Below are 12592 nucleotides of genomic sequence, written 5' to 3'. Positions count from 1 at the left end.
TAGGCTGTAACAATGACCGAAACTTCGTCCCGGGGGGCGGCGGCCGGCCGCCGCGGTGTGCGCCCGGCCTCCGGCACCGCACGCATCCCCGGAGTGGACCTGGCCAGGGCCGTGGCGCTGGTGGGAATGATGGCCGTGCACATCCTGCCGCTGCGCGTGGCACTGGCCGGGGAGGGGTTCGCCCCGTCCTGGGCCGCCACGCTGTTCTCCGGGAAGGCCTCGGCCCTGTTCGTGCTGCTGGCCGGCACGGGCCTGGCACTGCTCACCGGCGGCGCGGCCGGGCCGGCCGCGGCAAGGATCGGCGCCCTGCGGCGCAACGTGCTTATCCGCGCCGGGCTGGTCGCCCTGCTCGGTTTCGGGCTGGCCATGCTCGACACGAATGTCGCCGTCATCCTGGTGCACTATGCACTGCTTTTCCTGGCGGCATTGCCGTTCCTGTCCATGCGCCGGCGGACGCTGGGCTGGTGGGCAGCCGGCTGGCTGCTGGCTTCCCCGTTCCTCTTCTACGTGCTGCGCCCGTGGGTGGAAGGGGCGATGGATCCGTTCCGGCTGGGCAACTCCCCCGGGTTCTCAGACCTGGGGACGCCGCTGGTGTTCGCGGCCGATGTGCTGCTCACCGGCTACTACCCGCTGCTGGTGTGGTTCGGGTTCCTGCTCGCCGGGTTGTTCGTCGGCCGGCTGGCGCTCTCCCGGCCGCCCGTGGCGCTGGGCCTGCTGGTGGTCGGAAGCACGCTGGCCGTGGGCTCGAAGCTCGCCTCCGAGTGGCTGCTGGAGCGCCCCGGCGCGTTGCGGGCGTTGCGCGAGGCCACCGGGCTCAACGCGAACGGGCTCGAGGTGGCGCTGGCGACGGGCCAGCGGCTGGGCGGGGCGATGGACACTGCGTGGTTCCTTGCCGTTTCCGCGCCGCACAGCGGCGCCCCGCTCGATGTCCTGCACGTCACCGGCTGCGCGCTGGCCGTGCTGGGCGCTGCCCAGCTGCTGTGCATGGCGTTGACAGCCATGCTGGGCGGGGTGGGCGAGATGCTGCTGTGGCCGCTGACCGGGGCCGGCGGCGCCACGCTCACCATCTACGCGGGGCACCTGGTGGCCCTGGACGTCTTCAGCGACGTGTCGGCCCCGCTGCCGCGGATCCAGCTGTTCATCATCTACGTCGTGGCGGCCCTGCTGCTGGGGTTGCTGCTGAAGTTCCTGGGGCGCCGCGGCCCGCTCGAGGCGCTGGTGCACGGGGTGTCGACGACGCTCTCCGGAAGCAGGTAGCGGGCGCGGCTATTCGCGCAGCGTCGGTTCGACCACCGGGGCGGCGGTGCCGGTGGTTTCGAAGCTGAAGATGACGCAGTCCATGCGCACCCCGCCCTGGGCCTTGTAGAACTCCACGGCGTGGTCGTCGGCAGCTTCAGCCGGAACGAACACCGTGGCGATCCCGGCGCTTGCCGCGTCGTCGATGACCGCCTGCATGAGCTGCCGGCCCAGGCCGGTGCGCTGGTGCTCCACCCCCACGGCGAGGTCGTAGATCATCAGTTCGTTGTCCATGGAGCGGGTCATGGGCAGCACGTGGGCGGTGATGCCCCCGCACACCTCGCCGTCGACGATCACCGCGTACGCCCAGAACGAGGAATCGGCAAGCAATGCCGAGACGTAGTCGCGGTCCAGGGCCGGGGCGGGTTCCTCGAACACCTCCGCCATGAGGGCGAACAGCGTGGTGGCCCGCTTGGTGTCGGTCCCGCCCAGCCTCACGATTTGTCGACTCATCATTCAACCCTCCTGGCATGCATCGCGCCCCACGTTGGACTGCGAATGGGGTGGTCCCACGGTTTCGATCCTAGGGCCACGCGGCGCGCCCGGCCAGCGAATTCTTCACCGGTGTCGCCGAAGCCCGCGGCACGCCACAGGGGGAAACAAACAGGTCAGGGACCCTCGAGCAGGGTGAGCACCACGAGGGTCGCCGGAACCAGGGCGATCCCCCAGAGGGCCGAGGCAATCATCCACCACGGCCTGTCCCTGCGTGCGGCAAGCCAGGCCCCGGCCAGCCCCAGGACCGCTGGCACCGCCAGCAACCACGGGGAGGCTGGGTGGCCGTCGGTTCCCACCAGCAGCATGAGCAGCGTGAGCACAAGCCCCAGGCCCATGAGCCCCCAGGTGGCGAGGGGCGGTTCGTACGTGCCTGCCTGCGGGTTGATGGAGGTCATGGGCCGATTCTTCCATACGTGTTGGCCGAGGAGCTCGACCGGGTCCTGCTACCGGCCACACCCGGCGTCGGGTCGATGAGCATCGCGCGCAGGGCCTCGCCGACCGCGGCCGGAACACCGAGCATCTCCAGGATGTCCCGGGCGCCGGTTGCGACATCTCGAACGATGCCGACCTTGCCGGCAAGCCAGTCCTCGGTTTCCCCGGGCGACCACCGGGACTGCGCATCCGCCGTGGGCGATTGGTGGGTGGCGCCCGCCATGGCACGGACCGAGGCGGCGTAGTCCAGGGCCACCGCGGCGGGATCCACCCCCGCGTTGCCCAGGAGCAATGCGCTGACCATGCCGGTCCTGTCTCGCCCGGCGCTGCAGTGCACCAGCACGCCCGGCTCGGCGGACGCAATGGCTTCGAGCGCCGCCCGGACCAGGTGCGGTTGCAGGCGCCAGTTGTGGCTCCAGTATTCGGGCGAATCGAGGATCGGGAAGCAGGCTTCCCGGAAGGCAGGATCCGACTGGTCCTCGGTCGGCGCGTTGACGATCGACAGCCCGTCGAGCGTTTCCGGGCCCACCACGGGGTCCTCGTCCCGCCGGCCGATCTCGTAGGGGCAACGGAGGTCCACGACCGAGGAGAGGCCCCACGCACGCGCGTCGGCCCATCCTCCGGCACTCAGTCGCTCGCGCCGCGGCCCGCGCGCAATCCGCCCCGGCACCGTGGCCCCGTGCGGGGAGAGCGCGGTCGGAAGCCCTCCCAGGTCGCGGGCGTTGAAGTAGCCGCCCCAGGCCAACTCCGTCATCCAACCACCAGCACGCCGCCGGCCATCCGCGCCGGACGGGCGGCCCTGACCCATTCACATTTCAGTTCCCCGTAGACGTGCGGAAAGAGTTCGCCGTCGCCGCCGTCCTCGTACCTGATCGCGATTCCGGCGGCCTCAATGGCCGCCTCGTCGAGTTCCAGCACCACAAGGTCCCCCGGATGGTCCGCGTAGATGAACGATGCGACCACCGGAAGCTGCTCGGGCGAGGAACAGTGGATGAAGCCGACGTCGGCCACCGCGGCACCGCGCGTCGAGCGGGAGTACACGCCCGAGGCCCGGGCCTCGAGCCAGTGGCCGGTTTCGGCAAGGTGCAGGATCTTGGTCATGCGCCAAGCCTACGAGGGAGCCGTTGCCGGGACGGCCCGTGCCACGCCGCTGTCCTTCGCACCTGTCTCCCGCACCCCGGCCGCCGCTCTCCGGGCCAGCCCGGGCTGCCGGCCGGACTCAGCGCAGCGGGAAGCTGGAGGGGAAGAGCTCGTGGGTCGGGCGCTTCCTGAAGTCGCTGGTGCTGAACGATTCCATGTACTTCTCCAGGAACCGCTGCGCCCGCTCCGCGTAGGATCCGGTGTCCACGGAGACGATCTCCCGGTCCTCGACCACGGTCCTGCCGGCGACGACGACGCGCGTCACGTCCCGGCCGTCGCAGTTCATGACCAGCGTGCGGATCGGGTCCCCGTGCGGGCCGATGTGGGTTCCTGAGAGGTCCAGCACGAAGTAGTCGGCCTGCGCGCCCGGGGCCAGCCGGCCCAGGTCTTCGCGGCCCAGCGCGTTGGCGGGGTCCAGGGTCGCGGCCCGGTAGAGGTCCTCGGCCCGGGCGCTGGTGCGCTCCCCCGTGCTGGCCTTGGTCATCCCCATGGCCAGGTCCATGGCGCGGATCATGTTCGGCGGCGCCGAATCGGTGCCCAACACCACGCCCACGCCCCGGGCGCGGTAGGAGTCGAAGTCCTCCAGGCAGACGCCGTAGTGGGCGGTGGGGATCGGGCAAAGGATCACCGTGGCGCCGTGCTCGGCCAGGATCCCCACGTCGTCGCCCTCCCCGAAGGATCCGGGCATGTGCCGGTGCCCGGGCACCGTCCAGGCATGCGGGATGAAGGTCTTTTCCTTCAGGAAACCTATCGATTCCAGGTACGGGATCGGGCGCAGCCCGGTGCGGGCGACGATCTCCCCGACCTCGAACAGCCCTTGCGCCGCGTGAAGGCGCACCGGGACCCCGAGCTCGTCGGCTGCCTCGCGGGTCAGTTTCAGCGTCAGCTCGGTCTGCGTCTCGATGCGGGCCGGAAGCAGCGCTGTGCGGAGCAGCCCGCCGGCGGCGCCCTCGTAGTCCCGGCAGAAGCGGACCGCCTGCGCCAGGCCGTCCAGCCCCTTGCCCTCGTCCTCGTGCAGCAGCGAGGCGGTGCCGTCGGTGTAGGGGACGTGGGTGCGGTAGCTGGGGCCCAGGTAGGCGCGCAGCCCGATCTCGGTGACCGCGCCGGCCAGCTGCGCCGCGTCGGCGTAGTCCTCGCACCACGGCTTGTAGGTCTCCGCGGCGATGGGCATGATCGTGGTGATGCCGTTGCGCACCAGCTGGCTGAGCGCGAACTGCCGGCGGAAAAGCTCCTCCTCCCCGGTGAACACCGGGCCGTGGTGGGCCAGGTATTCCTCGGACCAGGCCAGGCCCATCCGGGTTTCGCCCGTGGGCCAGGAGTCGAAGATCGCGTGGTCGATGTCCGCCAGCGCGTTAAGGTCGATGAAGCCCGGGGAGAGGATCGCGTGGCCCGCGTCGATCTCCGTATCCACACGCCCCGGGTAACCGCGGCCCACGAAGAGCACCGTGTCGTCCTCGTGCACCAACTCCCCCTGGGGCCAGATGCAGTGGTCCCCGTTCTCGTAGCCGATGACGAATGCCGCCCTGACCCGGGTGATCCGACCCACTTCATGCTCCTTGCTGTTGAACTGCTTGCTGTTGGTACGTCGTGCCGTTGGTACGTCCCGGGTGGTGCTGCGTGGCGGGGTCCCGCTGCGGGACCCCGCCCGGCGTGCCGCTGGTGCGGCGGCCGGCTAGTAGGCCTCGGCGAGCGCGAGGACCTTGAGCCCGTCGGCGACGACGCGCCCGTCGTGGATGACGGTGCGGTCGGTGCCGCGGTCCATGACGGTGGAGGCGATGGTTTCCCCGTCCACCAGCACCAGGTCCGCGCGGTCGCCCACGGCCACGCCGGGCTTGTCGGCCACGGAGGCCAGGCGCGGCACGCCGCGGTCCATGATGGAGGCCCCGCCCATGGTCGCCACGGCCAGGGAGTGTTCGATCAGCTCGTCCTTGCGGAATCCGTTGACGAAGGCCAGCTGCCAGGTCCTCTCCAGCAGGTCGCAGTTTCCGTACGGGCCCCAGTAGTCGCGCTGCCCGTCCTCCCCCAGGCCGAAGCGCACGCCGGCCTCGACGAGGTCAACCATCGGCAGGTGGTTCGAGGTGCTGGGGGCCACCGAGGTCAGCGAGATGTCCAGTTCCGCGAACGTGTCGATCAGCCGGCGGCTGGTGGCCGGGTTGACGCTGCCGAGTTCGTAGGCGTGCGAGAGGTTGACCCGTCCCTGCATGCCCAGGGCGCGGGTGCGTTCGGCGATCAGGTCGGCGGAGAAGACGCCCTGGGTGCCGTGCTCGTGCAGGTGGATGTCGATGTCCACCTGGTACTTCTCCGCCAGCCCGAACACCACGTCCAGGTGGCGCACCGGGTCCCGGTCCAGCTCGCAGGGGTCGATGCCGCCCATCACGTCCGCGCCGGCCCGCAGGGCGTCCTCGAGGTACTTCTCCGTGCCGGGCTCCAGCAGGATGCCGGCCTGCGGGAAGACCATGACCTGCACCTCCGCCGCATCAGCGAACTTTTCCTTCGCGGCCACCACCGCCTCGTACTTCTCCAGCTTGCAGTCCACGTCCACCTGGGCGAAGGAACGCACGCGCGTGGTGCCGCGGGCGATCATCCGCTCCAGCGTCCCGGCCACGCGTTCCCCCAGCCCGATCTCCGCGTCGCGCCAGTGTTCGCGGTCGTTGCTCATCATGCCCCACACCCCGGGTCGGCCGGTGTGCTGGCGGAAGGGCAGGCCGATGCGGGTGGAGTCCAGGTGCACGTGCACGTCGGAGAAGGACGGGATGAGGATCCTGCCGCGTCCCTGGACATCGTCGGCTTCGGGGACGCGGGTCGGGTCGTGCGGGGTGATCGCGGCGATCTTCCCGTCCTCGACGAGGACGTCGCTGGGGTTTCCGGCCCAGGGGCGGGCGTTGCTGATCAGCATGTGGTTGTTCCTTCCGGGGTGGTTCAAGTCTTGTGGTGTTCCGGGCGGGTTGCCTATCCGCGTGTGCAGCGGTTCAGGGCTTCATTGTCCCAAGGGGTGCGGTGTCCTGGGGCGTGCCCCGCCCCTGGACGGTGTCTTGCGTCGGGGTGGGACTACCCCGCGGCGACGGCCATCGCCATCGGTGCCTGCGGGAAGTGGCAGGCCAGCGCGCCGGTGGGGACCTCGCCGGCGCAGCGGGCCCGGCCTGTTTCCCCCAGCAGCTGGTATGCCGGGCAGCGGGTGCGGAAGACGCAGCCCGAGGGCGGGTTGCTCGGCGAGGGCAGGTCCCCGCCCAGCCGGATGCGCTCGGTCAGTGCGGCGTCGAGGTCCACGCTGGGCACGGCCGAGAGCAGTGCGCGGGTGTAGGGGTGGCGGGGGTCGGAGAACATCTGCGCCTTGGGCGCCTTTTCCATCATCTTGCCCAGGTACATCACCGCGACCTCGTCGGCCATGTGCTTGACGACCGCCAGGTCGTGGGCGATGAAGATGTAGGCGACGCCGGTGTCCCGCTGGATGTCCTTGAGCAGGTTCACCACCTGCGCCTGGACGGAGACGTCCAGGGCGGAGACCGGCTCGTCGCAGATCACGACGTCGGGGTCCAGGGCCAGCGCGCGGGCGATGCCGATGCGCTGGCGCTGGCCGCCGGAGAACTCGTGGGGGAAGCGGTTGGCGTGCTCCGGGCGCAGCCCCACGCGGTCCATCAGGTCCGCGACCTTGGCCTTGGTGCCACCGGGGACCTTGATGCGCTGCTCGACCAGCGGGGCCGCGATGGTCGCGCCGATCGACTGTCGCGGGTTCAGGGAGGAGGCGGGGTTCTGGAAGACCATCTGCACGCGCCGGCGGAACCCGTCGAGCTGCTTGCCGCGCAGGCCCGTCACCTCCTCGCCGTCCAGCTTGATGCTGCCGCTGGTGGGATCCAGCAGGCGCATCAGGACCTTGCCCGTTGTCGACTTCCCGCAGCCGGACTCCCCGACGAGCCCCAGCGTGGTTCCGCGTTCGAGCGTGAAGCTCACGCCGTCCACCGCCTTGACCGCCCCGGTGGTCCGGCCCAACGATCCCTTGGTCGGGAAGTGCTTGGTCAGCTCGGTGACCTCGAGCAGTGGGGTGTTCATGATCCGGCTCCGATCAGGATGGATTGGCCGAGCAGGTCCAGCTCGTGGGCATGGCACCGGACGGCGTGCCCGCCCTCGACCAGGAGCCCCGGCCGCTTGGTGGTGCACAGGCTGTCGGGGACCAGCCGGGCGAATTCGCAGCGGTCCGCGAAGATGCAGCCCTGCGGCAGGGCGAGCAGCGCGGGCGGGGACCCGGGGATCGGCGTGAGCCTGTCCCCTTCGCCGGAGGGGTGCGGCATCGAGGCCATCAGCCCGCGGGTGTAGGGGTGGGAGGGGTTGGTGAAGATCTGGCGGACCGTGGCCTGTTCGACGCACTGGCCGCCGTACATGACCACCACGCGCTGGCACAGCTGTGCCACCACGCCGAGGTCGTGGGTCACGAAGATGACGGCGGAGTTCGTTTCCGCCTGCAGCTCGGCGATCAGGTCGAGGATCTGGGCCTGGACCGTGACGTCCAGCGCCGTGGTGGGTTCGTCGGCGATCAGCAGTTCCGGCTCGCAGACCAGCGCCATGGCGATCATCGCGCGCTGGCGCATGCCGCCGGAGAACTCGTGCGGGTAGCTGTCCACCCGCCGCTTGGGGTCGGGGATGCCGACCCGGCCCAGCATGTCGATGGCCACCGCGCGGGCCGCCTTCTTCGAGACCTTGTGGTGCACCCGGTAGGCCTCGGCGATCTGCGACCCAACGGTGTAAAAGGGGTGCATTGCCGAAAGCGGGTCCTGGAAGATCATGCCGATCTTCTTGCCCCGGTAGCCCCGCATGGCGTCCTCGCCCAGGGCCAGCAGGTCGGTGCCCTCGAAGGTGATCTCGCCCTCGACCTGCGCACGGGTTTCCTTGAACAGGCCCATGATGGCCTGGCTTGTCACGGATTTCCCGGAACCGGACTCCCCGACAAGGCCCACGGTCTCCCCGCGGTGCAGGGTCAGGTCCATGCCGTTCAGGGCCGCGACCATTCCGTCGTCTGTCGGGAATTTAACGCTCAGGTTCTTGACGCTCAGCATTGGTTCCATGGTCAGCCCACCTTGACTCTCGGGTCGATGAACGCATAGGAAACGTCCACGATCACGTTGAAAAGAATGATGAAGAACGCGGCAAGCATGGTGATGGCCATGGTCACCGGCAGGTCGCCGCTGGTGGCCGCACGCACCGCCGTGAACCCCAAACCGGGCACGGAGAAGATCTGCTCCGTGAGGACCGCGCCGCCGAGCAGCGCCCCGAGGTCCAGGCCCAGCATCGTGACGATCGGTGTGATGCCGGCCCGCACGCCGTGCTTGAACACGATGCTCCGGCGCGGCAGCCCCTTGGCCCGGGCCGTGCGCATGAAGTCCTCGGAGAAGGTCTCGATCATGTTGCTGCGGGTGATGCGCACGTACTGCGCCGAGAAAAGCACAGCCAGGGCGACCCAGGCCAGGAAGTAGTTTGCGACCCAGCCGCCGAATCCGGCGTCCCCGAACGGGGAGCGAATCTGGTTGGTCGTGAACGGGAACCACCCCAGGGTGCCGACGAAGACCAGCAGCAGCACGAGGCCGGTGACGGGGATCGGCAGCGATACGCCGATCGACGAGGCGCCGACGATCATGCGGTCGGCAAGTTTCCCCTTCCGCAGTGCTGCGTACAACCCCAGGCCCACACCCGAAATCGTCCACAGCAGCACGGCGCCCACGGCCAGCGACAACGTGTACGGCAGGGCGTTTGCCACCATGTCCGTGACGTTCTCGTTGGTCTGGAAGCTCTTTCCGAGGCAGGGCCAGGCGCACAGCTGCTCGGCGCCCGGGGCCCCGAGCATGCGCGGTCCGACGAGGCCGGAGAGGAAGGCCAGGTACTGGGCCATGAAGGGCTTGTCCAGGCCGAGTGCCAGTCGCGCCTGTTCAACGCGGTCCGGCGTGCATTCCTGGCCGCACGAGGCGGCAGCGGGGTCCGCGGGGCCGAACTGGAACAGCGTGAAGGTGATGAAGCTGACGACGAGAAGCAGGATGAGCATCGCGCCTAATCTGCGGAAGAGGAAACCGACCATGATCTGCTGCCTTACTCTGCGACGCCGACCGAATTCAGGTCAATGGCGCCGAAGAAGTAGCCCACCTGGGCATTTCGGATATTGGACCCGACTACGGAGTTGGTGTAGCTGTGCATTGTCGGAACCAGCGGGTAGGTGGCCATGACCTCGTTGTACAGGTCGGACCACTTCGCGCCCAGTTCCTCTGCGGTGCCGGTGGCCGAACGCAGTTCGTACATCTTCTTGGAGAGCGTCTCGTCGTAGAAGCGCGGGATGTTGCTGAACCCGTAGGTCTTGCCATCCAGTGACGGGCCCAGGTTCGGGTCGACGGTCATGCGCACCGACGAGGAATCGGCGCCGCCGCACCAGCCGGAGCGTGCGATGTCCGTCATGCCCTCGCCGGCCAGCGTCGAGTAGTAGTTCGCGGCGGGGATCGGCCGCAGCTCGAGGTCGATGCCGATTTCCTTGAGGTTCTGCTGCAGCACCGTGCCGACGTTTTTGTAGCGCTCGGTGGCGTTGGAGTATCCGTAGACGAGCTTCTTCGGGTAGTCCTTGCCCTCAAGCAGCTTCTTGGCTTCCTCGACCTTGGGCTTGCCCGCAGGGTCGAGGTCGGTGAGCTGTTCGGTGACACCGGCCATCTTTTCGGTCAGCTGGGTGGTCACCAGCTGCCCGAAGCGCGCCCCGCCGTACTGCACCTGGATCGATTCCCGGTCCATGGCCAGGGCGATGGCCTTGCGCACGTCGGGGTCGGTGATGGTCTCGGTGTTCAGGTCCAGGACGTCGATGCAGCCCAGGAAGCCGCTGGCGGTGCGTTCCTTGATCTTGGGGTCGTTGAGGCTTGCCGCGTCGGAGACCTGCAGGGCGCCGTTGCTGTCCAGGGTGATGGCGTTCGCATCGGCGTCGGCGATCAGCTTCTGGGAGATGGTCGACTGCGAGGTCGACAGGCTGAAGGTGTAGGTGTCCGGAAGTGCCGGGCGGTTCGGGTCGGTGGCGGGGTCCCAGTTCTCGTTGCGTTCCAGGACCATTTCACGGCCGCGCTCGTAGCTCTTGACCTTGTACGGGCCCGAGGACACGGGGTGGTTGGTGTAGTCCTGCTTGGTGTCCTTCGCCTCGGGCACCGGGGCGGTGTTGGAGCGCGACACCAGGGCCGGGAATTCCGCGAACGCCTGCTTGAGGTGGAACACCACGGTCTTGTCGTCCGGGGTTTCGATGGCCTTGAGGTCCCCGCCGGAGTACGGGCCCTTGTACCCGTCGTCGACAAGCGCCGAGTTCAGTTCCTGGGGCGCCTGGGTGTAGACGTCGCGGGCATAGGTGCGTTCGACGCCGTACTTGACGTCCTTGGACGTGATCGGGGTCCCGTCCTCGAACTTCAGCCCGTCGCGCAGGGTGTAGGTCCAGGTCAATCCGTCATCCGAGACCGTTCCGGTGTCGGTGGCCAGGTCCGGGACGATCTCCGGCGGCTGGCCCGCCGTTTCCTTGGCCATGGTCAGGGTCCGGTAGTAAAGCTGGCCGACGTTGGCTGTCTGCACGTAGTTTGAGTTTCCCGGGTCCAGGGTCGCGAAGTCTGCGGACATCAGGACGTTGACGTTGCCGCCCTTCTTGGCGAAACCGGAGTGCACGACCACCGGCGCGTACCGGTCGGCCGACGGGTCGGTTCCTCCCTGCGGACCTTTGGCGCCGCTGGCGCCCCCGGCGCAAGCGGTCAACCCGAGCGCCATCGCCGCCGTGAACGACAGCATCATGACTGAGTGCTTTTTCATGGATCCTCCTATGGAAATGATGCGAAATGAAATGAAGCGAATTGAATGTGGAAAGTTGGGTGGCGGTTAGCGCGAGGACTTGGGATCCAGCGCGTCGCGCAGTGCATCGCCCAGCAGGTTGAAGGCCAGGACCGTGATGATCAGTGCGATGCTCGGTACCGCGAGGAACCACGGATCGCTCAGGTACCAGTTGCCGGCCTGTGCGGCGTTGAGCATCTGGCCCCACGAGGGCGTCGGGTCCTTGACGCCCACGCCCAGGAATGAGAGGGCCGCCTCGGCCGTGATGTTGGTGGGGATCATCATCGTGGCGTACACCAGGACGACCCCCGAGACGTTGGGAATGACCTGCTTGAGGATCATCGACCGGTGCGAGGTGCCGAAGGACTTTGCGGCGTCCATGAATTCCTGTTCGCGGACCATGAGCACCTGCCCTCGGACCACGCGCGCCAGGTAGGCCCAGCCGAAGAAGCCCAGGACGATGACCAGTGACGCGATGGGGACGAAGGATCCGCTGGCGAGCTCCGAACCGGCCAACCGGGATTGGAGGATGGGTGCGATCGAGAGCACCAGCAGCAGGTGCGGGAAGGCCAGGAACAGATCCATGACGCGGCTGATGACCATGTCGACCTTGCCGCCGAAGTACCCGGCGGCGGCCCCCAGGATCGTGCCCAGCACCACCGATACCAGGGTGGAAAGCAGTGCAATGCTCAGCGATACCCGGGCCCCGTAGGCAAGGCGGGCGAACAGGTCGCGCCCCAGGCCCGGTTCGACCCCGAGCCAGTGCTCGGCGCTGGGGTACATGTAGTACGGGTGCGGCAGGCCCGGGGTGTAGAAGTCGTCCAGCACCTCTGGCGATGTGTTGGTCGTGTTGGGGTCCTGGCCCGAGATCGCCACCAGCACCGGGGCGAGGATGGCGAACAAGACCATCAGGATCACGACGACCAGGCTGACCATGGCAACGCGGTTCTTGCGGATGCGTAACCACGCCGTGGCCAGCAGTGAGCGCCCGGTTGCCACCGGCTTTGTGGCCGACTTGCGGGCCTTCGAAACAGTGTTGGTCATGACGACTAGCCCTTCGAGAAAGTGATCCATGCAACACGAAAAACTGTATACCAAAGTGGGGTCATATGGAATACCAAATGATCCACATGGCTACACAAGGCATGAGTTTGCGAGGAATCCAGTGCAACGATAGGAAATATCGGGCAATTTATTGGATACCAGAAACCCACTCAAGCCCGTAGGTTGCTGCCCAAACCGCCGGAGCCGCTCCCGTCCCCTGAGACCGCCCCCGCCCCCGGGAGCCGTCTCCCTTCACGTCGAAAGCGGCGTTTCCGAACATGCGCAAGCATCGGGGTAGCAAAGCACAAATGGACTCATCCCCGTGGCACGCGGTGTTGTCCGGGCACCGGATGTCCCGAAACCCTCG

12 protein-coding genes are annotated in these 12592 nt (G+C 68.1%); 1 reads left to right on the top strand and 11 read right to left on the bottom strand.

Features of this window, described 5'->3' with window-relative positions; translation table 11 throughout:
• Window positions 1-12: 12 nt before the first annotated feature.
• On the top strand, window positions 13-1257 hold the full coding sequence (locus ACSYDW_RS17835) for a heparan-alpha-glucosaminide N-acetyltransferase domain-containing protein (RefSeq protein ID WP_438340079.1): 1245 nt from the start codon (window positions 13-15) through the stop codon (window positions 1255-1257).
• A 9-nt stretch (window positions 1258-1266) separates the two neighbouring features.
• Here the strand turns inward: ACSYDW_RS17835 and ACSYDW_RS17830 are convergent, their stop codons facing one another.
• From ACSYDW_RS17830 to ACSYDW_RS17780, 11 genes are all read right to left on the bottom strand, one after another.
• Window positions 1267-1749, bottom strand: coding sequence for a GNAT family N-acetyltransferase (locus ACSYDW_RS17830; protein WP_438340078.1), 483 nt, complete (start codon window positions 1747-1749; stop codon window positions 1267-1269).
• Window positions 1750-1904: 155 nt separating this feature from the next.
• On the bottom strand, window positions 1905-2186 hold the full coding sequence (locus tag ACSYDW_RS17825; RefSeq protein WP_438340077.1) for a hypothetical protein: 282 nt from the start codon (window positions 2184-2186) through the stop codon (window positions 1905-1907).
• Complete coding sequence (locus ACSYDW_RS17820) at window positions 2183-2977, bottom strand: tyrosine-protein phosphatase (protein WP_438340076.1); 795 nt, start codon at window positions 2975-2977, stop codon at window positions 2183-2185. Before ACSYDW_RS17820 ends, ACSYDW_RS17825 begins: the two co-directional genes overlap by 4 nt.
• Window positions 2974-3324 carry a DUF952 domain-containing protein gene (locus ACSYDW_RS17815; protein ID WP_438340075.1) on the bottom strand — a complete coding sequence of 117 codons (351 nt, stop codon included), beginning with the start codon at window positions 3322-3324 and terminating at the stop codon, window positions 2974-2976. Before ACSYDW_RS17815 ends, ACSYDW_RS17820 begins: the two co-directional genes overlap by 4 nt.
• A 118-nt stretch (window positions 3325-3442) precedes the next feature.
• A complete protein-coding gene (locus tag ACSYDW_RS17810; protein ID WP_438340074.1) occupies window positions 3443-4909 on the bottom strand; it encodes a chlorohydrolase family protein in 1467 nt (488 codons plus the stop codon).
• A 126-nt stretch (window positions 4910-5035) separates the two neighbouring features.
• Window positions 5036-6259, bottom strand: coding sequence for an amidohydrolase family protein (locus tag ACSYDW_RS17805; RefSeq protein WP_438340073.1), 1224 nt, complete (start codon window positions 6257-6259; stop codon window positions 5036-5038).
• Between the two features lie 152 nt (window positions 6260-6411).
• Complete coding sequence (locus tag ACSYDW_RS17800) at window positions 6412-7410, bottom strand: ABC transporter ATP-binding protein (protein ID WP_438340072.1); 999 nt, start codon at window positions 7408-7410, stop codon at window positions 6412-6414.
• On the bottom strand, window positions 7407-8420 hold the full coding sequence (locus ACSYDW_RS17795; protein WP_438340071.1) for an ABC transporter ATP-binding protein: 1014 nt from the start codon (window positions 8418-8420) through the stop codon (window positions 7407-7409). Before ACSYDW_RS17795 ends, ACSYDW_RS17800 begins: the two co-directional genes overlap by 4 nt.
• Window positions 8421-8422: 2 nt before the next feature.
• Window positions 8423-9424, bottom strand: coding sequence for an ABC transporter permease (locus ACSYDW_RS17790; protein ID WP_438340070.1), 1002 nt, complete (start codon window positions 9422-9424; stop codon window positions 8423-8425).
• An 11-nt stretch (window positions 9425-9435) separates the two neighbouring features.
• Window positions 9436-11163 carry an ABC transporter substrate-binding protein gene (locus ACSYDW_RS17785; RefSeq protein WP_438340069.1) on the bottom strand — a complete coding sequence of 576 codons (1728 nt, stop codon included), beginning with the start codon at window positions 11161-11163 and terminating at the stop codon, window positions 9436-9438.
• A 66-nt stretch (window positions 11164-11229) separates the two neighbouring features.
• A complete protein-coding gene (locus ACSYDW_RS17780; RefSeq protein ID WP_438340068.1) occupies window positions 11230-12225 on the bottom strand; it encodes an ABC transporter permease in 996 nt (331 codons plus the stop codon).
• Window positions 12226-12592: the final 367 nt, after the last annotated feature.

The sequence above is a fragment of the Paeniglutamicibacter selenitireducens genome (assembly GCF_051550675.1).
In the GTDB taxonomy this organism is placed as follows: Bacteria; Actinomycetota; Actinomycetes; order Actinomycetales; family Micrococcaceae; genus Paeniglutamicibacter.
The sequence above is the reverse complement of the archived record's forward strand: the minus strand, read 5'-3'. Positions and strand labels throughout refer to the sequence as shown.

Coding starts and splice junctions, on each gene's coding strand:
- ACSYDW_RS17835 (WP_438340079.1), top strand. CDS start 13: ATGACCGAAACTTCGTCCCGGGGGGCGGCGGCCGGCCGCCGCGGTGTG.
- ACSYDW_RS17830 (WP_438340078.1), bottom strand. CDS start 1,749: ATGAGTCGACAAATCGTGAGGCTGGGCGGGACCGACACCAAGCGGGCC.
- ACSYDW_RS17825 (WP_438340077.1), bottom strand. CDS start 2,186: ATGACCTCCATCAACCCGCAGGCAGGCACGTACGAACCGCCCCTCGCC.
- ACSYDW_RS17820 (WP_438340076.1), bottom strand. CDS start 2,977: ATGACGGAGTTGGCCTGGGGCGGCTACTTCAACGCCCGCGACCTGGGA.
- ACSYDW_RS17815 (WP_438340075.1), bottom strand. CDS start 3,324: ATGACCAAGATCCTGCACCTTGCCGAAACCGGCCACTGGCTCGAGGCC.
- ACSYDW_RS17805 (WP_438340073.1), bottom strand. CDS start 6,259: ATGCTGATCAGCAACGCCCGCCCCTGGGCCGGAAACCCCAGCGACGTC.
- ACSYDW_RS17800 (WP_438340072.1), bottom strand. CDS start 7,410: ATGAACACCCCACTGCTCGAGGTCACCGAGCTGACCAAGCACTTCCCG.
- ACSYDW_RS17795 (WP_438340071.1), bottom strand. CDS start 8,420: ATGGAACCAATGCTGAGCGTCAAGAACCTGAGCGTTAAATTCCCGACA.
- ACSYDW_RS17790 (WP_438340070.1), bottom strand. CDS start 9,424: ATGGTCGGTTTCCTCTTCCGCAGATTAGGCGCGATGCTCATCCTGCTT.
- ACSYDW_RS17785 (WP_438340069.1), bottom strand. CDS start 11,163: ATGAAAAAGCACTCAGTCATGATGCTGTCGTTCACGGCGGCGATGGCG.
- ACSYDW_RS17780 (WP_438340068.1), bottom strand. CDS start 12,225: ATGACCAACACTGTTTCGAAGGCCCGCAAGTCGGCCACAAAGCCGGTG.